Source organism: Pseudomonas sp. NPDC090201, from assembly GCF_044746825.1.
Taxonomy (GTDB): domain Bacteria; phylum Pseudomonadota; class Gammaproteobacteria; order Pseudomonadales; family Pseudomonadaceae; genus Aquipseudomonas; species Aquipseudomonas putida_AD.
In genome coordinates this window covers 438740-458669 of record NZ_JBIVCX010000003.1, presented here as the reverse complement: position 1 = coordinate 458669, position 19930 = coordinate 438740, and the positions used below count along the sequence as shown (strand labels likewise).

Annotated in this window: 18 protein-coding genes; 8 read left to right on the top strand and 10 right to left on the bottom strand. The window is 63.3% G+C overall.

Annotated elements, in window-relative coordinates:
* Positions 1-47 precede the first annotated feature (47 nt).
* Positions 48-1157: a bifunctional 3,4-dihydroxy-2-butanone-4-phosphate synthase/GTP cyclohydrolase II gene (gene ribBA, locus ACIPOO_RS12210; protein ID WP_400607091.1), complete on the bottom strand. Its 1110-nt coding sequence runs from the start codon at positions 1155-1157 to the stop codon at positions 48-50.
* 124 nt (positions 1158-1281) lie between these two features.
* Here ribBA and ACIPOO_RS12205 point away from each other — a divergent pair, with 124 nt between their 5' ends.
* Positions 1282-1575, top strand: a complete 294-nt coding sequence (locus ACIPOO_RS12205; RefSeq protein WP_400607089.1) for a DUF1330 domain-containing protein — start codon at positions 1282-1284, stop codon at positions 1573-1575.
* A gap of 220 nt (positions 1576-1795) precedes the next feature.
* On the opposite strand, the gene ACIPOO_RS12200 is transcribed toward ACIPOO_RS12205, so the two are convergent.
* The 6 genes from ACIPOO_RS12200 to ACIPOO_RS12175 all read right to left on the bottom strand — a co-directional run bounded on the left by ACIPOO_RS12200 (position 1796) and on the right by ACIPOO_RS12175 (position 6879).
* A complete protein-coding gene (locus ACIPOO_RS12200) occupies positions 1796-2359 on the bottom strand; it encodes an NUDIX hydrolase (protein ID WP_400607086.1) in 564 nt (187 codons plus the stop codon).
* A gap of 1 nt (position 2360) precedes the next feature.
* On the bottom strand, positions 2361-3113 hold the full coding sequence (locus tag ACIPOO_RS12195) for a GntR family transcriptional regulator (RefSeq protein ID WP_274134711.1): 753 nt from the start codon (positions 3111-3113) through the stop codon (positions 2361-2363).
* Positions 3114-3416: 303 nt separating this feature from the next.
* Entirely contained in the window at positions 3417-3917 is a 501-nt protein-coding gene (locus ACIPOO_RS12190; RefSeq protein WP_400607083.1) for a flavin reductase family protein, read from the bottom strand.
* Between the two features lie 12 nt (positions 3918-3929).
* Positions 3930-5411: an aldehyde dehydrogenase gene (locus ACIPOO_RS12185; RefSeq protein ID WP_400607081.1), complete on the bottom strand. Its 1482-nt coding sequence runs from the start codon at positions 5409-5411 to the stop codon at positions 3930-3932.
* Positions 5408-6241: an alpha/beta fold hydrolase gene (locus ACIPOO_RS12180; RefSeq protein WP_274134705.1), complete on the bottom strand. Its 834-nt coding sequence runs from the start codon at positions 6239-6241 to the stop codon at positions 5408-5410. The genes ACIPOO_RS12185 and ACIPOO_RS12180 overlap by 4 nt, the downstream gene beginning before the upstream one ends.
* A gap of 47 nt (positions 6242-6288) precedes the next feature.
* Complete coding sequence (locus ACIPOO_RS12175) at positions 6289-6879, bottom strand: amino acid synthesis family protein (protein WP_400607078.1); 591 nt, start codon at positions 6877-6879, stop codon at positions 6289-6291.
* Between the two features lie 260 nt (positions 6880-7139).
* Between ACIPOO_RS12175 and lexA the strand changes: the two genes are divergently transcribed.
* From lexA to ACIPOO_RS12155, 4 genes are read left to right on the top strand one after another with little or no spacing between them, the layout of a single operon-like run.
* Positions 7140-7757, top strand: coding sequence for a transcriptional repressor LexA (gene lexA / locus ACIPOO_RS12170; RefSeq protein WP_400607076.1), 618 nt, complete (start codon positions 7140-7142; stop codon positions 7755-7757).
* Positions 7757-8374: a translesion DNA synthesis-associated protein ImuA gene (imuA, locus tag ACIPOO_RS12165; RefSeq protein ID WP_400607073.1), complete on the top strand. Its 618-nt coding sequence runs from the start codon at positions 7757-7759 to the stop codon at positions 8372-8374. Before lexA ends, imuA begins: the two co-directional genes overlap by 1 nt.
* 7 nt (positions 8375-8381) lie before the next feature.
* Positions 8382-9818: a Y-family DNA polymerase gene (locus tag ACIPOO_RS12160; protein WP_400607071.1), complete on the top strand. Its 1437-nt coding sequence runs from the start codon at positions 8382-8384 to the stop codon at positions 9816-9818.
* The gene (locus ACIPOO_RS12155) at positions 9815-12919 is read left to right on the top strand and encodes an error-prone DNA polymerase (protein ID WP_400607069.1); all 3105 of its coding nucleotides are present in this window, start codon (positions 9815-9817) and stop codon (positions 12917-12919) included. The genes ACIPOO_RS12160 and ACIPOO_RS12155 overlap by 4 nt, the downstream gene beginning before the upstream one ends.
* A gap of 219 nt (positions 12920-13138) precedes the next feature.
* Here ACIPOO_RS12155 and iolG read toward each other — a convergent pair whose 3' ends face one another.
* On the bottom strand, positions 13139-14137 hold the full coding sequence (gene iolG / locus ACIPOO_RS12150; protein WP_400607067.1) for an inositol 2-dehydrogenase: 999 nt from the start codon (positions 14135-14137) through the stop codon (positions 13139-13141).
* A gap of 55 nt (positions 14138-14192) precedes the next feature.
* Positions 14193-15218 (bottom strand): LacI family DNA-binding transcriptional regulator, encoded by a 1026-nt coding sequence (locus ACIPOO_RS12145; RefSeq protein ID WP_400607065.1) that lies wholly within the window; start codon positions 15216-15218, stop codon positions 14193-14195.
* Between the two features lie 163 nt (positions 15219-15381).
* On the opposite strand from ACIPOO_RS12145, the gene ACIPOO_RS12140 reads away from it, so the two are divergent.
* Entirely contained in the window at positions 15382-16233 is an 852-nt protein-coding gene (locus tag ACIPOO_RS12140) for an SDR family oxidoreductase (protein WP_400607063.1), read from the top strand.
* On the top strand, positions 16230-17381 hold the full coding sequence (locus ACIPOO_RS12135) for a phytanoyl-CoA dioxygenase family protein (RefSeq protein ID WP_400607061.1): 1152 nt from the start codon (positions 16230-16232) through the stop codon (positions 17379-17381). Before ACIPOO_RS12140 ends, ACIPOO_RS12135 begins: the two co-directional genes overlap by 4 nt.
* Before the next feature lie 216 nt (positions 17382-17597).
* Here ACIPOO_RS12135 and ACIPOO_RS12130 read toward each other — a convergent pair whose 3' ends face one another.
* Positions 17598-18641: a LacI family DNA-binding transcriptional regulator gene (locus tag ACIPOO_RS12130; RefSeq protein ID WP_400607059.1), complete on the bottom strand. Its 1044-nt coding sequence runs from the start codon at positions 18639-18641 to the stop codon at positions 17598-17600.
* Positions 18642-18834: 193 nt separating this feature from the next.
* Between ACIPOO_RS12130 and ACIPOO_RS12125 the strand changes: the two genes are divergently transcribed.
* Positions 18835-19926, top strand: a complete 1092-nt coding sequence (locus ACIPOO_RS12125) for a fatty acid desaturase family protein (protein ID WP_400607057.1) — start codon at positions 18835-18837, stop codon at positions 19924-19926.
* The last annotated feature ends 4 nt before the right edge of the window (positions 19927-19930 follow it).

Here is a 19930-nt window from a genome sequence, read left to right as displayed (position 1 = left end):
AGTGGCGCACTGCTCATGAGCTGATTCAGTGCGCCAGTGCGCCGCCATCAGCCTGTAAATGGAATGCTTTCAACCACTTCCAGATCGTAGCCGGTCAAGCCCGCGTACTTGAGCGGCGGCCCAAGGTGGCGCAGTTTGCCGACGCCGATGTCCTGGAGGATCTGCGCGCCGGTGCCGACCTCCGAGTAGATGCGTGACTGCGAGCGGGTGTACTGGCGCGGTGGCTTGGTCAACTGCGGGATACGCTCCAGCAGCGCCTGGGACGATTCGTGGTTGGCCAGCACCACGACCACGCCGCGACCTTCCTGCGCGACCCGCTGCAGCGCAGCCCACAGCGTCCAGTTCGCCGGGCCGTTGTACTCGGCGCCCACTAGGTCGCGCAGCGGATCGACCACGTGCACCCGCACCAGCGTAGGCTCCTCACGGCGTATATCGCCCATGACCATCGCCATGTGCACGCCGCCTTCGATGCGGTCCTCGAAGCTGATGAGGCGGAAGGTTCCGTGCACCGTGGGCAGCTCGCGCTCGCCGATGCGCACGATGGTGTGCTCGGTGCTGAGGCGGTAGTGGATCAGGTCGGCGATGGTGCCGATGCGGATGCCGTGTTTCGCGGCGAAGCGCTCAAGGTCCGGGCGGCGGGCCATGGTGCCGTCGTCGTTCATCACTTCGACGATCACCGAGGCCGGGGTGAAACCGGCCAGCCGCGCCAGGTCACAGCCGGCTTCGGTATGGCCTGCGCGGGTCAGGACGCCGCCTTCGCGGGCACGCAGCGGAAAGATGTGGCCCGGTTGCACTACGTCGTCGGCGCAGGCATTGGCTGCGACGGCGGCCTGTACGGTGCGGGCGCGGTCGGCGGCGGAAATCCCCGTGGTCACGCCGGTGGCGGCTTCGATGGACACGGTAAAGGCAGTGGAGAATACGCTGCCGTTGCTCGGCACCATCTGCTCAAGGCCCAGGCGCTGGCAGTGCTCGTCGGTCAGGGTCAGGCAGATCAGCCCGCGGGCCTCGTTGGCCATGAAGCTGATGGCCTGCGGGGTGCAACGGTCGGCGGCGAGCAGCAGGTCGCCTTCGTTTTCCCGGTCTTCATCATCCACCAGCAGGACCATCTTGCCCTGGCGGTAGTCTTCGATGATGTCTTCGATGCGGTCGAACGCCATACTCGGGATCTCTTTTTATGGAATGAGGGATTACACAGGCAAATCGTGGTATACCATAAGACAGAATATTTCACAGATTCACCTTTTTTGAAACCACAGCATTGACCAAAAGAGCGAGAGCGCAATGAAGGCTTACTGGATCGCCCACGTCGACATCAATGACCCGACGCAGTACACCGAATACACCCAGCGCGGCCCGGCTGCGTTCAAGAAATACGGCGGCAGGTTCCTCGCCCGGGGCGGCCGCGCCGAAGCCCTGGAAGGCCGCAAGACCCCGCAGCGCACGGTGGTGATCGAGTTCGATTCCTACGAGCAGGCACTGGCGTGCTACCACTCGCCCGAGTACCAGGAAGCCATGAGCCACCGCCAGGGCGCGGCCCATGCCGAGATCGTGATTGTCGAGGCGTTCGAAGGTTGAACGCCTGACGTGGCATGGCTTGCCGGCGATGGCGATTTCAAGATCGCCATCGTCCGAATGCGGCCCAGAGCAAGCGCGCTCCTACGCGAGAGGTGTCGGTCGCGGATCGTCCAGCCTACACAAATCCCGTAGCAGCACGGCTTGCCGGCGGGGCGGCCTCAAGATCGCCCCGCCGGCAAGCCGTGCTGCTACGGGTTTGGGTGTGGGTCGGTGATGGGTATCAACGAATGAAATGCACCTTGCCGCTGTCGTCGTTGCCCACGTAGATGCCGTACACCCCGGCCTGGCGCTCGGCGATGTAGCGTTCCAGGATCTGGCGGATGGCGGGGTAGTAGATGCTGTCCCAAGGGATGTCTTCGGGGGCGAAGAAGCGGCAGGCCATGGTTTCCGGGCCGAACTGGTCGGTGACTTCCAGAGCGATGGCGCGGAAGACGATGTACACCTCGCTGATCTGCGGCACGCTGAAGATGGAATAGGGCGAGACGATTTCTGCGCGTACGCCGCTCTCTTCCCAGACTTCCCGCAGCGCTGCCTGCTCGGTGGTTTCGCCAGCCTCCATGAACCCTGCCGGGAGCGTCCAGGTGCCGGGGCGTGGCGGGATGGCGCGCTGGCACAAGAGGTACTTGCCTTCGCGCTCGATGATGCAGCCGGCGATGATCTTCGGATTGACGTAATGGATGTACTGGCAGCCCCCGCACATCAGCCGCTCGTGGGTGTCTCCCTCGGGAACGCGCTGCACGAGGTCGGCGCTGCCACATTGCGGACAAAAGCGCGGGGCGGGCATGTCAGTGTCCTATGCGCGGTTCCTTCAGAACCACGGGTTCGACGATGTCGCGCACCTTGGTGCCATCGTCCTGTTTGGATTTGAGGTAGTCGAGCGCGACTTTCGCGGCGCTGCGCACGTGGTCAACCGACGCCTGGTGTGCGGCCAGCGGGTCGCCGCTCTTGATGGCCTCGACCATCTTTTCCATTTCCCGGTTGCTCGCGCCGCGACGGTTTTCCTGGGACACCGAGGTCGCCCGCAGGTAGCTGATGCGGGCTTGCAACTGGCGCAACTGGGTGGCAGCGACGTGGTTGCCCGAGCCTTCGAGCAGCACGTCATAGAAGCCCTGAACCGAATCGAGCACCTGCTGCAGGTCGCCTTCTTTCAGCGCTTCGCTGTTCTCGTTGAGGGCTTTTTCCAGGGCGCGGATGTCCTTGGCCTTGGCGCGCAGGGTGAACAATTGCACGATCATGCCTTCGAGCACGCAGCGCAGCTCGTAGATGTCGCAGGCGTCTTCCAGTGTGATGATGGCCACGCGCGGGCCTTTGGCGTCGGCGAATTCCACCAAGCCTTCGGATTCCAGATGGCGCAGGGCTTCGCGTACGGAGGTGCGGCTGACGCCGAGGCGGTCGCACAGGTCGCGTTCGACCAGACGGTCACCGGGCAACAGCTGGAAATTCATGATCGCGCTGCGCAGTTTGTCCAGCACGATTTCCCGCAGGGTAACGGGGTTGCGGTTGACCTTGAATGTGTCGTCGAGTGGCAGGCGTTTCATGTAGTCCGCTCTTTAAAGGCTGTCTGCGGTAAGGTCGCGACAGCCTTGGGTGATTAGGGGCCAGGCTTTGTACGAAAAGTGGCTGCGCTCGGCTATGCGGCGTTAAAAACACGCTCGGAATGCTCATTTACAACTCGTAAACTCCGCTTCCTCGCGTGTTTTTGCCTTGCCTAGCCTTCGCTCGCCGACTTTTCGAACAAACCCACACGACCAAAACGTCGCGCAGTTTACCACGCCAGGCGACGCCAACCAGCAGGCCCATCGACACCGATGGGCCCTGTTTCACCTCTTTTTTCGCCTGTTTCAGCCCAAGGCTGGCAACGGCCCGAGTTTGCCGCGGTGGTAGACCATCGGCGTGACAGGGTCTTCAGGCAGGATCAGGTTCTTCACCTCGCCGACGATGATCGCGTGATCGCCGCCGTCGTATTCGCGCCACAGCACGCATTCGATGATCGCGGTGGCGCGGATCTTCGACGAGTTGCTCAGCAGCGGGTTGCCCAGCTCGCTCAGGTGCCAGTCGATGCCTTTGGCCTTGTCCTTGCCCTTGCCGGCGAATGCGTAGGCCTCGGCCTTCTGGTCCGCCGACAACAGGTGAATCGCGAATTGCTTGCTGTCACGCAGCACCGGGTACGTGTCGGATGCGTAGTTGGGGCAGAACAGCACCAGGGCCGGCTCGATCGACAGCGCGCTGAACGCGCTGGCAGTGATGCCGACGATACCGCCTTGCGGGTCCAGGGTGGTGACCACCGTGACCCCGGAAGGGAAGGAGCCCATGACGTCTTTGTATATGCCAGGTTCGATCATGTGGGCAGCCTCTTAACGCATCACGAAAGGATCGGGCATCGGTTCTTGCGAGAGGTTGATCCACACCGTCTTGAGCTCGGTGTAGGCCAGTACCGAATCGATACCGCTCTCGCGACCGTAGCCGCTGTTCTTGAAACCGCCGATCGGCGCCATGGCCGACACGGCGCGGTAGGTGTTGACCCAGATGATGCCGGAGCGCACGTCACGGGCCAGGCGGTGGGCGCGGCCCAGATCGCGGGTCCAGATGCCGGCGGCGAGGCCAAACTGCGAGTCGTTGGCGATGGCCAGTGCCTCGGCTTCGTCCTTGAAGCGGATCACCGAGGCGACCGGCCCGAAGACTTCTTCCTGCATGATCTTCATCGAATTGTGGTCGCATTCGAACAGCGTCGGCTCATAGAACCAGCCATCGCTGCCGGTTTGCGCACGCTTGCCGCCGGTGCGCAGACGAGCGCCTTCGGCCAGTGCATCGGCCACCAGACCTTCGACCACCGCCAGTTGCTGGGCGGTCGCCATCGGGCCCATTTCGCTGGTTTCGTCCTGCGGGTTGCCGATGCGAATGCGTTGGGCGCGGGCGACCAGGCGCTCGACGAATTCGTCGTAGATCTCGTCCTGCACCAGCAGCCGCGAGCCCGACACGCAACTCTGGCCGGAGGCTGCGTAGATCCCGGCGACAGCGCCGTTGATCGCGCTGTCCAGATCGGCGTCGGCGAAAATGATATTCGGTGATTTACCGCCCAGTTCCAGCGACAGCCTGGCGAAGTTCTCGGCACTGCTGCGCACCACATGACGGGCCGTGGCGGCGCCGCCGGTGAAGGCAATCTTGCGCACCAGCGGGTGGCGGGTGAGGGCTGCGCCGGTGCTTGGGCCGTAGCCGGTTACCACGTTGACCACGCCGGGCGGAATTCCCGCCTCAAGGGCCAGACGCGCCAGCTCCAGAATAGTGGCCGAAGCGTGTTCGGACGGCTTGAGCACGATGGTATTGCCCGCAGCCAAAGCCGGGGCCAGTTTGATCGCGGTCAGGTACAGCGGGCTGTTCCAGGGAATGATCCCGGCCACCACGCCGATCGGCTCGTGCACGGTGTAGGCAAACAGGTCGGGCTTGTCCAGCGGCAGGGTGCCGCCTTCGAGCTTGTCGGCAAGGCCTGCGGTGTAATGGAAAAACTCGGGCAGGTAGCTGACCTGGCCACGGGTTTCGCGGATCAGCTTGCCGTTGTCGCGGCTTTCCAGCTGCGCCAGTTGTTCCTTGTTCTCGGCGATCAGATCACCCAGGCGGCGCAGCAGTTTGCCGCGCGCGGTGGCGCTGAGCTTGCGCCAGGCCGGGTTCTCGAAGGCGGCCTGAGCGGCCTGTACCGCGCGCTCGACGTCGGCTTCATCGGCGTCAGGCAATTCGGCCCAGGGCTGGGCCAGCGCCGGGTTGAGGCTTTCGAAAGTCTTGCCGGACAGCGCATCGGCCCATTCGCCGCCGATGCACATCTGAAAACGGGTAAGGCTCATGCAACGATCCCCTTTACCGAAGTGTTTTGCGCGTCTGCCTGCTTGAGGAAATCGAGCAGCATCTGATTGACCAGGCGCGGCGATTCAACCGGCATCATATGCCGCTGCTCGGCAAGTATCTGCACCTTGGCGCCATGAATGCGCAAGGCCAGTTGGCGAGCCATGTCGGGCGTGGAGCCGGGGTCCAGCTCGCCGGTGGCGACCAGCGTCGGTGCCTGGATGCTGCCCAGGTCGTCGGCGCGGTACATGTCTTGGGTGGCGAACAGCTTGTAGGTGGTCAGGTAGCCCTGCGGATCGTTGCTGGCGAGCACTTGGCGGATCGCCGCGATCTGCGCCGGGTTGGCCGCCTGATATTCGCTGCTGAACCAGCGCGACAGGGCTTCGGCCGCGTTGGCATCAGGACCGTGTTCGGCGGCCTGGCTGGTGCGGGCAATGACGCCTGCACGCTGCTCGGGGCTGCGGTTGAACACGCTGTTGAGGATGACCATCCCCGAAAGCTGCTGCGGGTAGTGCAGGGCGAAGGCCCGCGCGACCAGGCCGCCCATGGAAAAACCGATGACCGTGGCGCTGGGCAGGCCCAGGTGTTCCAGCAGTTCATGCAGTTGCCCGGCGTAACCGGCAAGGCCGGTCTCGGGGTCCGGGCGCGGGCTGGCGCCATGGCCGAGCATGTCATAGGCGATGACTCGATACTGGGGGGCCAGACCGACCATCTGTCCTCCCCACATCTCCTTGTTCAGGCCGACCCCGTGAATCAGCACGACGGGGTGGCCTTGGCCGGTCGCCAGATAACTGGTGCCGGCCGGGGTGCGTTCAGCGGTGGGCTGAATCATGAAAGAGCTCCCAGGCCTTGCTTATTAGTATTGGAGGAGGCTGATGTTTACTGCGCTTTCTCAGCCGCCAGCTCTTCCAGGTCGATGTAGCGGTTGCCGATGCGCGGGTGCAGACGACCGCCGTTGGCAGCGCCCAGGACCACGATGATCTCGTCGGCGCGCGGCGAATCCTCGATCTGCATTTCCAGGGTGATGTAGTGCGAGCGCAGGCCTTCGTCGTCCTTGTGCATCATCGGGATCTGGATCGAAGTGCCCGGGCCGCCGCGCTTGTTGGTGAAGCTCAGGTAGCTCTTGGCTTTCACGGCTTCGCGGTAGTGGTTGCCGAAGCGCAGGGTGTGGATCACGGCCGAAGCGTGCTCAATCTCGCCCTCGGCACCGACCACGGCAGCTTTGCCGTAGGCCTGGATCTTGTCCGCGCCGCCGATCAGGCCGGTCAGACGCTCGACCATCATCGCGCCCAGATCCGAGCAGTTGGCGCGGATTTCAGGCTTGAGGTCTTCCACGAAACCGCGCCCCAGCCATGGGTTCTTCATCACCACGGCCAGGCCCACCATGGTCACCGGCGTGTCGGTGGCTTTGCCGCCTTCGATCAGGGTTTCTTCGAGGTAGCTGACGATTTTGCGAATTTCGAAACTCATGAGTGGCTCCCGTTCTTGTTCAGGGTTGGGTGGGTTTGTATTTGGTCTGATGGTATACCATAAGACTAATCGTGCAAGTGGTTTGTTAGAACTTGTGTCGAAAAAGGATGAACACCCTGCTCTGTAGGAGCGCGCTTGCCCGCGACGGCGGTGTGTCCGACCCATATGTCACGCTGACACGCGGCCGGTCGCGGGCAAGCGCGCTCCTACAGGGTGGGTCGACGAGAGGGTCTAGCCAGAAGTAACCGAAAAGAGTACAAATGTACTCCATGACGAATTTATCTCCCCGACGCGCTGCCATCCTGACCTTCATCCGGGATCGCATCGCCCAGAATGGCCAGCCGCCCAGCCTTGCGGAAATCTCCGAAGCTTTCGGATTCGCTTCGCGCAGCGTGGCGCGCAAACACATCGTGGCGCTCACCGAGGCCGGTTACATTGAAGTCACCGCCCACCAGGCGCGGGGCATTCGCCTGGTCGAGCACCGCAAGCGCGCCGAGATGCTGGAAATACCGGTATTGGGTCGCGTGGCCGCTGGTGCACCGATCGGCCCGGACATCGACATTCACGACACCTTCACCCTCGACAGCCGCACCTTCCTGCGCATTCCCGACTACCTGCTGCGGGTCAAGGGCGACTCGATGATCGATGACGGCATCTTCGACGGCGATCTGGTCGGCATCCTGCAGCAGCCAGACGCCCGTGACGGCGAGATCGTCGTCGCCCGGCTCGATGGCGAAGTGACCATCAAGCGCCTTGAGCGCGGCCAGGACGAGTTCCGCCTGCTGCCGCGCAACCCGGCCTATGAGCCCATCTTGGTGCGCCCGGATCAGGACTTCGCCATCGAAGGCGTGTTCTGTGGCCTGGTGAGGCGCGAGTGATGGGCGCGGTTGTCAGCCTCGATGCGCTGCTGGATGAGCGCCGGATCTGGAAAGGCCGCCCGCAGGCCCAGCCGGTCGGCGTGCAACCCACCGGCCACGCCTTGCTCGATGCCGCATTGCCCATCGGCGGCTGGCCACCGGCCGCCCTGACGGAGATCCTGATTCCGGCCCATGGCAGCGGCGAGCTGCGGCTGCTCTGGCCGACTCTGGCACGGCTGGCCGACAGCGGCGAACGCATCGTGCTGGTGGCGCCGCCCCACGTGCCTTATGCCCAGGCCTGGCAGGCGGCGGGGATCGATCTGCGGCAACTGTCGGTGATCGACGCCAATGAGCGCGATGCCCTGTGGGCGGTCGAACAGTGCCTGCGTTCGGGCAGTTGCGGCGCGGTACTGTGCTGGCCGGGCAAGGTCGATGACCGGGCGCTGCGTCGCTTGCAGGTCGCCGCCGAAACCGGCGAGACCCTGGCCTTTGCCTGTCGCGGGCAACAGGCGGCCGCCAATCCGTCGCCTGCAGCCTTGCGCCTGGCCATAGATGTTCGCCCCAGCCAGTTGCGGGTGCTCAAGTGCCGGGGCGGGCTGGCACCTTCATCACCCATTCCGTTCAACCTGGACGCCTGAGGTCTGCATGCTCTGGGCCTGTGTCCTGCTGCCACAACTGGCGCTGGACGGCGTGATGCGTCGTCGCGCCGAGCCTGAGCGGCCGCTGGTATTGCTCAGCGGCCCGACCCAACGCCGGGTGCTGCAAACCGTCAACAGCGCTGCCCGGGAACTGGGCCTGCGTCCCGGCCAGTCCCTGACGGCCGCCCACGCCATGACCCGCGACTTCGACACCGTCGAATACGATCCGGCCGAGACCGAGCGCTGGCAGCGATTGCTGGCAGCCTGGGCATACCGCTTCAGCTCCCAGGTCAGCCTGAAATACCCTCGGGTGCTGCTGATGGAAGTTGAATCCAGCCTGGGCCTGTTCGGTCCCTGGCCGGTGTTCGAAGCGCGGTTACGTCAGGAATTGACGGCCATGGGCTTCAGCCACCGCATCGTAGTGGCGCCAAACCCCGTGGCGGCGCGCATGCTGACCAACGCCCATGACGGTCTGGCTGTCACCTGCAACGAGCGCCTGGGTCCGATGCTGGAACAGATGCCGGTCAATCGCATCGGCCTGCCGGAAGAGGCCGCAACCGCGCTGATCCGCATGGGCCTGCATCGCCTGCATCAGGTGCTGGCCTTGCCCCGCGACACCCTGGCAAGACGCTTTCCCAAAACCGTGCTCGAGCATCTGGACACCCTGCTTGGGCGAAGGCCGGTGGCACTGGACTGTTACGTACCGCCGGATCATTTCGAGACGCGGATCGAGCTGAACTTCGATGTCGAATCCCATCAGGCGCTGCTGTTCCCCTTGAAACGCATGATCGCCGACCTGGCGCTGTTCCTGGGCGGGCGCGACAGCGGCGTGCAACGTTTCGTCATTCATCTGGAGCACGTGCCCAGCGTCGGCAGTGTGGCGCCTGATACGCTGATTCCCGTCGGCCTGCTCAGTGCCGAGCGTGAGGCCAACATGCTTTTCGAACTGGCTCGCGGGCGGCTGGAACAGGTGCAGGTGCCGTCCCCCGTACGCGCCCTGCGCCTGCTGGCCAGGGATTTACCAGCGTTCGTGCCGTCCCACCGTGAGCTGTTCGATGACCGCCCGCAACAGAGCATGCCCTGGGAGCAATTGCGCGAACGCCTGCGGGCGCGCCTTGGAGACGACGCGGTCAGCGGGCTGGGCTTTCATGCCGATCACCGCCCCGAGTGCGCCTGGCTGCCGAGCACAGCGCAAAAAAGCAAACCGGTGCTGGCGACGCTTCGAGTGCCGCGCCCCGGCTGGCTGCTGCGCGAGCCCGAGCCGCTGGCCGATTCGTCGGTGCGAGTGCTGGCCGGGCCCGAGCGCATCGAGTCAGGCTGGTGGGACGGCGCCGACGTGCGCCGCGACTATTTCCTTGTCGAAACCCGCAGCGGCCAGCGCGGCTGGGCCTATCGCAACGTGAATGACGACAGCGGCCTGTTGCTTCACGGCTGGTTTGCATGATGGCCGACTACGCCGAGTTGCATTGCCTGTCCAATTTCAGCTTTCAGCGTGGGGCCTCCAGTGCTGCGGAGCTGTTCGAGCGGGCGAAACGCCACGGCTATCAGGCGCTGGCCATCACCGATGAATGCACCCTGGCCGGCATCGTGCGGGCCTGGCAGGCGGCGAAGGAGAGCGAACTGCCGCTGATTATCGGCAGTGAAATGTCCATCGAGAACGGCCCGAAAGTGGTACTGCTGGTTGAAAACCTTGCCGGCTATCAGGCGCTGTGCGGCTTGATCACCCAGGGCCGACGGCGCAGCAAGAAGGGCGAATACCGCCTGTTGCATGAAGACTTCAATGTACCCCTCGATGGGCTGCTGGCTTTGTGGGTGCCGGACCTTGAACTCAATGCCGATGTAATTGCAGAGCAGGGCCGCTGGCTGCGCAAAGCCTTCACCGACAACCTGTGGCTGAGCGTGCAGTTGCACTGCGGGCCGGATGACCGCAAGCGCCTGTCGCTGCTGCTGGCCCTGGCGCGGGCCCAGGGCATTCCCGCCGTGGCCAGTGGTGACGTGCACATGCACGCCCGTGGTCGGCGTGCCTTGCAGGACACCATGACTGCCATCCGCCACCACACCACCGTCGCCGAGGCAGGGCACCGGCTGTTTGCCAATGGCGAGCGGCATCTGCGGGCGCCGAGCGTGCTGGCCCAGTTGTATCCCGCCGAATTGCTGGACCAGACCCTGGTCATCGCCCGGCGCTGCACTTTCAGCCTCGATCAGTTGCGCTACGAATACCCCCACGAGCTGGTGCCTGAACAGCACACGCCCAGCAGTTGGCTGCGTCATCTGACCGAAGAAGGCGCGCGCAACCGTTGGCCTGACGGCGTGCCCGAGATCGCCCGTAACAACATCGAGCATGAACTGGCCATCATCGCCAGGAAGAAATACGAAAGTTATTTCCTGACCGTGCATGACATCGTCCGTTTCGCCCGCCAGCAGGCCATCCTGTGCCAGGGGCGGGGCTCGGCCGCCAACTCGACGGTGTGTTTCGCGCTGGGCATCACCGAACTCAATCCGGCTTCGGGCAAAGGGCGGATGCTGTTCGCCCGCTTCATCTCCGAAGAGCGCAACGAGCCGCCGGACATCGACGTCGACTTCGAGCACGAACGCCGCGAGGAAGTGCTGCAATACATCTTCCGCCGTTATGGCCGGGGCAGGGCGGCGCTGACTGCTGTCGCCAGTACCTATCACGGCGCCGGGGCGATTCGTGACGTGGCGCGGGTGGTCGGCCTGCCGCCTGACCAGATCAACGCCCTGGCCGATTGCTGCGGGCGCTGGACCGACAACCTGCCACCCGCCGAGCGCCTGCGCGAATCCGGGTTCGAGCCCGACAGCCCGGTGCTGCGCCGGGTCCTGACCCTGGCGGGCGAACTGATCGGTTTCCCACGGCACCTGTCGCAGCACCCCGGCGGCTTCGTGATCTCCGAACACCCGCTGCAAACCCTGGTGCCGGTGGAGAACGCTGCCATGGCCGAGCGCACCATCATCCAGTGGGACAAGGACGACCTGGACCTGGTCGGGCTGCTCAAGGTCGATATCCTGGCCCTCGGCATGCTCAGTGCCTTGCGCCGCACATTCGATCTGGTGACCCGTTATCGCGGGTATGACCTGACCATCGCCAGCATCCCCAGCGAAGACCCACCGACCTACGACATGATCAGCCGTGCCGACACCGTGGGCGTGTTCCAGATCGAGTCCCGGGCGCAGATGTCGATGCTGCCGCGGCTGCGGCCCCAGACCTTCTACGATCTGGTGATCGAAGTGGCCATCGTGCGCCCCGGGCCGATCCAGGGTGACATGGTGCACCCGTACTTGCGCCGGCGAAACAAGGAAGAGCCGGTGACCTACCCGCCAAAGCTCAAGGAGGTATTCGAGCGCACCTTGGGGGTGCCGCTGTTTCAGGAACAGGTGATGGAAGTGGCCATCATCGCGGCAGACTACACGCCGGGTGAGGCCGATCAGCTGCGCCGCTCCATGGCCGCGTGGAAACGCCACGGCGGGCTGGAACCCCATCGCGAACGCCTGGCCACGCGCATGCGCGCCAATGGCTATGAAGAGACCTTCATCACGCGGATCTTCGAGCAGATCAAGGGCTTTGGCAGCTATGGTTTTCCCGAGTCCCATGCCGCCAGTTTCGCATTGCTCACCTATGCCAGTTGCTGGCTCAAGTGCCATGAACCTGCAGCCTTCACCTGCGCCTTGATCAACAGTTGGCCCATGGGTTTCTACAGCCCGGACCAACTGCTGCAGGATGCACGGCGCCACCACATCGACGTGCACCCGGTGGATGTGCGCTACAGCGACTGGGATTGCTCGCTTGAGCCGGTGGAAGGCCGGGAATACTCGCAGAATCTGGCGATTCGCATGGGGCTACGGATGATTCGCGGTTTTCGTGAAGAGGATGCGCGGCGCATTGAAGAGGCTAGGGGAGTGCGGGCTTTCAAGGATGTCACTGACCTGTGCGTACGAGCCGATCTGGACAACCGTGCCCGGGCGTCACTGGCGGATTCAGGGGCGCTGCGCGGGTTGGTCGGGCATCGGCATCGGGCGCGCTGGGAGATTGCCGGGGTCGAGGTGCAGCGGCCGCTGTTTGGCGATGATTGCTTCGATAGCGAAGCACAGGTGCCCTTGCCGCTGCCCAGCGTGGCTCAGGATCTCAAGGCGGACTACGACATGCTCGGCACGACCCTGGGCCCGCACCCCCTGAGTCTGCTGCGCCGGACGATGGCGGCCAAGCGCTTTCGCAGCTCCAAGGACCTGTTGCACGAGGAGCATGGGCGTTTGTTCAGCGTTGCCGGGCTGGTGGTGGGCAGGCAACGGCCCGGAACCGCCAGCGGCGTGACCTTCGTCACCCTGGAAGACGAACACGGGGTGATCAACGTGGTGGTCTGGCGTGATCTGGCCGAGCGTCAGCGCAAGGTGTTGGTGGGGTCGCAGTTGATGCAGGTGTTCGGCAAGTTCGAATACCAGAAAGGCGTACGCCACATCATCGCCCAACGGCTGTTCGACCTCACGCCATTGTTGACCGGCCTGGATGTACGCAGCCGGGATTTCAAATAGTCCATACCCAACCCGTAGCAGTCCGGCTTGCCGGCGTCAGCGATCTTTCGGACGCCCCCGCCGGCAAGCCGTGCTGCTACGGACCGAGATGCCGATCCCATATCCTCCAGCCAACACAGCCCCCGTAGCAGCACGGCTTGCCGGCGGGGCGATTTCGAGGGCGCCGACGCCGGCAAGCGGAACGCCGCCCGGCCGGACTGCTACGGGACCCATAACGCCTTACAGCTCCACCTTCACCGCACGCCCGGTCTTGATCGATTCCAGCGCGCAATTGGCCAGATGCAGCGCCTTGAGGCCGTCCCGTGCGTTGGTTGGCAGCGGGTCGCCAGCCTTCACGGCATCGATGAACTGGTTCAACTCGTTGCGATATGAATCAGCATAACGCTCCAGGAAGAAGTTCATCAGCGGTTCCAGCACTTCGGTCTGGTTGGCGCTGTAGGTGCGCACGCTGGTGGCGCGGTGGTTGTCGTTGAGGACCATGCCCTTGGAACCGAAGACCTCAAGGCGCTGGTCATAGCCATACACGGCCTCACGGCAGCAGTTGATGTGGCATTGCTTGCCGGAAGCGGTGCGCAGCAAGACCATCACGCTGTCGTAATCGTCGATCTGCGCCAGGGCCGGGTCCACCAGGCGGCTGGCAATGGCCATGACTTCCACCGGCTCTTCGCCCAACAACGTGCGCGCGGTGTCGAAGTCGTGGATGGTCATGTCGCGGAAAATCCCGCCCGAGTGCTTGAGGTATTCCACCGGTGCCAGGCCCGGATCGCGGCTGGTAATCACCACCTGGCGCACCTCGCCGATGCTGCCGTCGGCGATGGCCTTGCGCATCTTCAGGGTGTCGGGGTCGAAGCGGCGGTTGAAGCCCAGCATGACCTTGCCGCCCCGGCGCTCGATTTCTTCCACGGCCTTGGCCGCCTTGGCGAAATCCAGGTCGATGGGTTTTTCGCACAGCACCGGTTTGCCCAGTTCTACCGCACGCAGCATCAGGTCGATGTGGGTGTCCGTCGGGGTGCCGATGACGATGGCATCGACGTCGTCGCGGGCAATGGCCTGGGCGCAGTCATAGGCGGCAGCGCAACCGAGTCTTGCGGCCAGCTTGTCGACGCCTTCGCGCCATGGGTCGGCGATCACCGACAGTTGCACATCGGGATTGGCCGCGACGTTGGCGGCGTGGATGTTGGCGATACGGCCTGCGCCGAGGACTGCGATGCGTAGCATGGGTGGATCTCCAGAGATTGTTGTTTTGGGAGTGGATCGGTTGAAGCGGTCGAACTCAGTGCGCCAGGTTGAACGGCGTGACGATCTGCACCGCCGAAGACTGAATCGGATCGGCCTTGCACAGCCTGTGAAACTGCAGGATCTGGGTGAAGGCGTTGCGGGCATCGACCTGCAGGTTGTGGTCGATGATCGCGGCAATCTTTTCCTCGGCCAGCAACTGGCGGTTTTCCTGATCCAGGTCGTGGCCGATGAACACCGCCAGCGGCCGCCCAAGCGCAGAGAAGGCATCGACAATGGCGCGATTACCGCCGCCGACGCTGTAGATGGCCTTGATCGAGGGGTTGTCCTTGAGCGCCTGGGTCACGCGCTCGAAGGTGGGTTGGTGCACGCCAAAACCGCCGGTGATGTCGACCACCCGCAGATGTGGCGCGCGGCTGCGCAGCCAGGTGCGAAAGCCCATCTCGCGTTCTTCCTCGCCGCGAAACAGCTCGCTGCTGATCATCACCCCGACGTCCTGCACGGCGCTGTCCAGCCAGCGTGACATCAGGTAGGCGGCGGTCTGGCCGGCCGTGCGGTTGTCCATGCCGATGTAGCCGATGCGCTCGCTTTGCGGCAGGTCCGACACCAGGGTCACCACCGGAATGCCGGCCTGGGTGACCCGGTTCACCGCTTCGTTGATCTGCGGCTCATCGGCGGCCTTGAGGATCAGGCCCTGGCTGCCCTTGCTCACGCAGCGCAGGATCAGGTCGTGCATCTGTTGCGTGTCGATTTCCTGATACAGGTGAAAGCGCGGGAAGATGCGGAAGGGCGCCAGGCTCCCCAGTTGCGCATGTATGGCGTCCTGCACCGCGTCGCTGAAGCGCTTGGGCACGTGCAGGATGATGTCGATGTGGAAAGTGCGACCGACCGCAGGGCCTGATTTTTCCTGGGCTTCGAGTTCTTCCAGAGCCTGCTGGATACGCCGGTTGGTCTGGTAATGGACGCTTCCGCGCTCGTGCAGCACACGGTCGACGGTCGCCTTGCTGACCCCGGCCTGGGCAGCGATCTGCTTGATGGAAAAGCGTCTGGCGCGGTCGAGCATGGAATCCCCTTGAGCCTGTTTTGAGGTCTTGTTGAGGTTGATTCGGGTCTCTGTGAGGTGAGGGCAATGCTAGCCTCAGTTCCAATCGTTGTACAGATGGAATTTAAATTCTATTGTCACTGTGTCATCCGCTATCAAAACAACAACAGCAGGAGAACCGAGCATGTCAGGACTGGACCTTTCCACTTCATTCAGCGGCCGCTATTTCGTTGTCACTGGCAGTACTCAAGGCCTGGGCGCCGCCGTCGCGCGCACCCTGGCACAACGGGGCGCAGCGGGCCTGGTGATCTGCGGGCGCAGCCGCGACAAGGGCGAAGAACAGGTGCGGCAACTGGCCGAACTGGACTGCCAGGCGTTTTTCGTCGAGGCCGACATGGAGAACGTCGATGACTGCCGCCGCGTGGTGGCCGAGGCCAAAACCCGGTTCGGCACGGTCCACGGCCTGGTCAACTGCGCGGGGATGTCGGACCGCGGCAGCATCATCGATACCTCGCCTGAGCTGTTCGACCGCATCTTCGCGGTCAACGTCAAGGCGCCGTTTTTCCTGATGCAGGAATGCATCAAGCTGATGATCGCCAACAAGGTCGAAGGCTCCATCGTCAGCATCCTCAGTGTCAGCGGTCACGGCGGACAGTCGTTCCTCTCGGCGTATGCCGCCTCCAAAGGCGCGCTGGCGGTGCTGACCAAGAACGTCGCGTTCAGCACCTTGCGTAACCGCATTCGCGTCAACGGCTTGAACATCGGCTGGATGGATACGCCCCACGAAGACCAGATCCAGCGCCAGTACCACGGCGCCGACGACGGCTGGCTGGCGCGCGCCGAAGCCCAGGCGCCGTTCGGCCGTTTGCTCAAGCCGCAGGAAGTGGCCAATAGCGTGGCCTACCTGCTGTCGGACCAGTCGGGCATGACCACCGGCGCCGTGATCGACATGGAGCAGGGCATCATGGGCTGCGGCGACGGCTCGACCCCACGACCAGATGCGCCGCTGACCCTCGACGGCCTGGGTGGCCTGTGAGCCTGTTCGGCCGCGTCGATGACCTGGATCCCGACGCCTTTGCCCAGGTGTGCGAGCAAGAGGTTGATCTGGCCGACTACCCTTTCGCACAGGAAGTGGCCAGCCGCGTGGTGATCTACGCGGCCGACACCATGCGCAACGCCATGCACAGCAACCTCCAGGCGCTAATGGGCGAACTGCATCGACTGCTCAGCGATGGCCCCGGCGTGCTGGTGGTGCGTGGCGCCTACACCGACCACGGGGTGATCGACCGGCACAGCGAGGTGTTTCGCCAGATCATCGCCCAGGAGGCGGCGAAGGTGGTGCGTGCTGACCACTTCGCCAAGGCCGGGGCCAACCAGCGTATCTGGAATGCCTTGCAGAAGGCCGCCGAGCATTCGCCGGAATCGTTCATCGAGTACTACGCCAACCCGTTGTTGGGGCTGATCGCCGAGGCGTGGCTGGGGCCGTGTTTCCAGACCACGGCACAGGTCAACGTGGTGACGCCGGGCGGGCAGGCCCAGCAGCCCCATCGCGATTATCACCTGGGCTTTCAGACCGACGAGGTGGTTGCGCGCTACCCGCTGCCTTTGCATCGGCTGTCACAGAACCTGACCTTGCAGGGCGCCGTGGCTCATACCGACATGCCGCTGGAAACCGGTCCTACTCTGTTGCTGCCGTTTTCCCAGCTCTATGAGCTTGGGTATCTGGCGTGGCGCGATCAGCGTTTCATCGATTACTTCGCCGGGCATGCGATCCAGTTGCCGTTGAACAAGGGTGATCTGTTGTTCTTCAACCCGGCACTGTTCCATGCAGCGGGCACTAACCGCACGCCGGACCAGTACCGTATGGCCAACCTGCTGCAGATTTCGGCGGCATTCGGAAAACCCATGGAAACGGTCAACCGTGAACGGATGATGTTGGCGCTCTATCCGTGGCTGCTCAAGCGGATGGAGCAGGGTGAAATGGACGCGGTCGAGGTGTCAGCGGTGATTGCCATGAGCGCTGATGGGTACTCGTTTCCAACCAACCTGGACACTGACCCACCGCTGCACGGCATGGCCCCGCAGACCGGGCAGCAGTTGATGGCGCAAGCGTTGGACGAGGGCTGGCCGGTTGACCGGTTTGCCGAGGCGGTGGAGGCGATGCGGGTGAAGCGGTTGGCGTGATGTGGCGCGCTGCACGATCTCTCGACCACCCAATACCGTAGCAGTCCGGCTTGCCGGCGTTCTGGTGCGCAGCGCCATTAAAATCAGGCGACTCGGTAGTGTCAGGCAGCCCGCGCTCACGGGATTTGCTGGCGCTGCGCACCAGAACGCCGGCAAGCCGGACTGCTACGGTCAGTAGTTGGGCATCGATTATGGGGTGAGTCCGGCGAAAATTATTCAAATATTCTCAGGCGTCACGATCTGCAACGGCACCAGCACCCGGTGCCGTTGCGGGTCGATTTCCTTGACTCGCGGCAACTGCACCATCACCTCGATCAATTCCTTGGCGATCAGCCGCGGCTGGGAGTCGATCACCAGCGTCACCAGGCCTTTGCGCATGGCCTGGCGGGATTCCATTGTGGGCTCTTGCAAAATCACGCACAGCCGCGGGCGTTCGGGGGTTGCCGCCAGCGCACTGATGACCCCTTCGACGCCGCCGCCGGCCACATAGATACCGCGCAGGTCCGGGTGTCGCGCCAGCAGTTCCAGCGTGGCTTCCTCGGTGATCGCGCCGTTATCCAGGGTGATGATCGGCGCCAGCACGCGAAACTGCGGGGCCTTCTCCTCGAAGAAACTGCGCACCCCGGCTTCACGTTGCTCGTGCCCCAGAAAACGGTGTCCGCCGAGCATCACCGCCACGCAACCACCCGCTGGATGTGAGCCATGGGCGATCAGCCAGGCAGCCGTGCGGCCGACTTCATGGTTGTCGGTGCCGACATAAGCGCCAGGATGCACGGTGGGCAACTCGGTCAGCAGCGACACCACCGGCACGCCGTTGAGCCGCACCTCTTCGATGGCCTGCAGAATCACCGGGTGCTCGAAACTGACCAGCGCCAGGCAATCGCATTGCTCGGCCAACTGGCGAATCTGCGCGGCAATGGACTGCGGCGAGCGGTCGTGAATCAGCTCCAGATGGCAGACGATATTCGCCGTGCGCGCCTCCCGTGCCTGGTCGAGGATGGCATCGCCCAAGGTCTTGTAGAACGTCTGGGAAGTGCCGAGCAGAAGAAAACCGAAGTGATAGGCCTGCTTCCTTTCGTTGATGCGTTGCGAGATCAGCCGCGCCGCGAAATAACCCACCGCTTCGGCGGCTTCATGAACTTTTTCCGCCGTTTCCGGATTGACCGGCGCCCTGGCATTGAGCACCCGGTCCACGGTCGCGACACTCAAGTTGGCGTACTGGGCAACGGTGGCGATCGTCGGGCGTTTCTTATTATTCATAGGGGCTCATTTTTATACGGCATGCCGCTGAAAAAACAGTGCATGATAGAAAACTATCAAGGAAAAACTGAGCTGGATGATAGCTTGAGAGAGAATACTTTCAAGCGCTTGTTGCAGAGCCCTTGCTCTCTATATTTTTGAATCAGCGAAGTGCGTGAACGACGCGGTTTCAATTATCTGGAGAACAATAACAATGTCCCAAATACCCTACGATCCGGATCGCCCGAAAGACTACAGCCTGACCGGTGAACAGGCGCGCAAGGCCGAGGAGGCCGGGCTGGTGTCGGCGGTCTGGTATCAATGCCCGGTGCCGCGCAAGCGCATGAAAGAACTCATGCAGCGCAGCGATGGCCGCGCCCTGCGTGATACCGCCCTGTGGCTCGGCGCCATGCTGGTCACCGGTATCGGCGGTTACCTCTTCTGGGGCAGCGCCGCCTGTGTGCCGTTTTTCCTGGTCTATGGCCTGCTGTACGGCACCGCCGCCAACTCGCGCTGGCACGAGACGGGCCACGGCACCGCCTTCAAGACTCGCTGGATGAACGATGCGGTCTATCAACTGGCGTGCTTCATGGTCATGTACGAGCCACAAGTCTGGCGCTGGAGCCACGCTCGCCATCACACCGACACCATCATCGTCGGCCGGGATCCGGAAATCGTCGAGCCACGTCCGCCGCGCTTGAACTTGATTGCCCTCAAGTTCCTGTCGTTGCCCCATGTCTATAACGCGTTCAAATCGCTGTTCGTCCATGCTTCGGGGCAGATGAGTGAAGAGGAGAAAGTGTTCGTCCCGGAATCGGAGTTTCCCAAGGTCTACCGCACCGCACGCATCTGGCTGGCCTTGCATGGGTTGGTGATTGGCGCGGCGCTGTACTTCAACTCCTGGCTGCCGCTGATGTATGTATTGCTGCCAACGATGTATGGCGGCTGGCTCAGTTACGCCTTCGGCCTGACCCAGCACGTGGGCCTGGCCGAAGATGAACTGGACCACCGCAAGAACTGCCGCACGATTTATATGAACCCGGTGTTCCGCTTCTTTTATTCGGACATGAACTATCACCTGGAACATCACATGTTTCCGATGGTGCCATATCACGCGCTGGCCAAACTTCACGAGGAAATAAAAGCCGATTGCCCGCCGCCTTATAACAGCATCATCGACGCCTACCGGGAGATCATTCCGACGCTGCTCAAACAGCGCAAGGATCCGGGTTTTTATATTCGCAGGCCTGTGCGCGAAGTGACGCCGGAAACCGCATCCTCCCCGCAGGAATCGGCCTTCAGCTGAAACC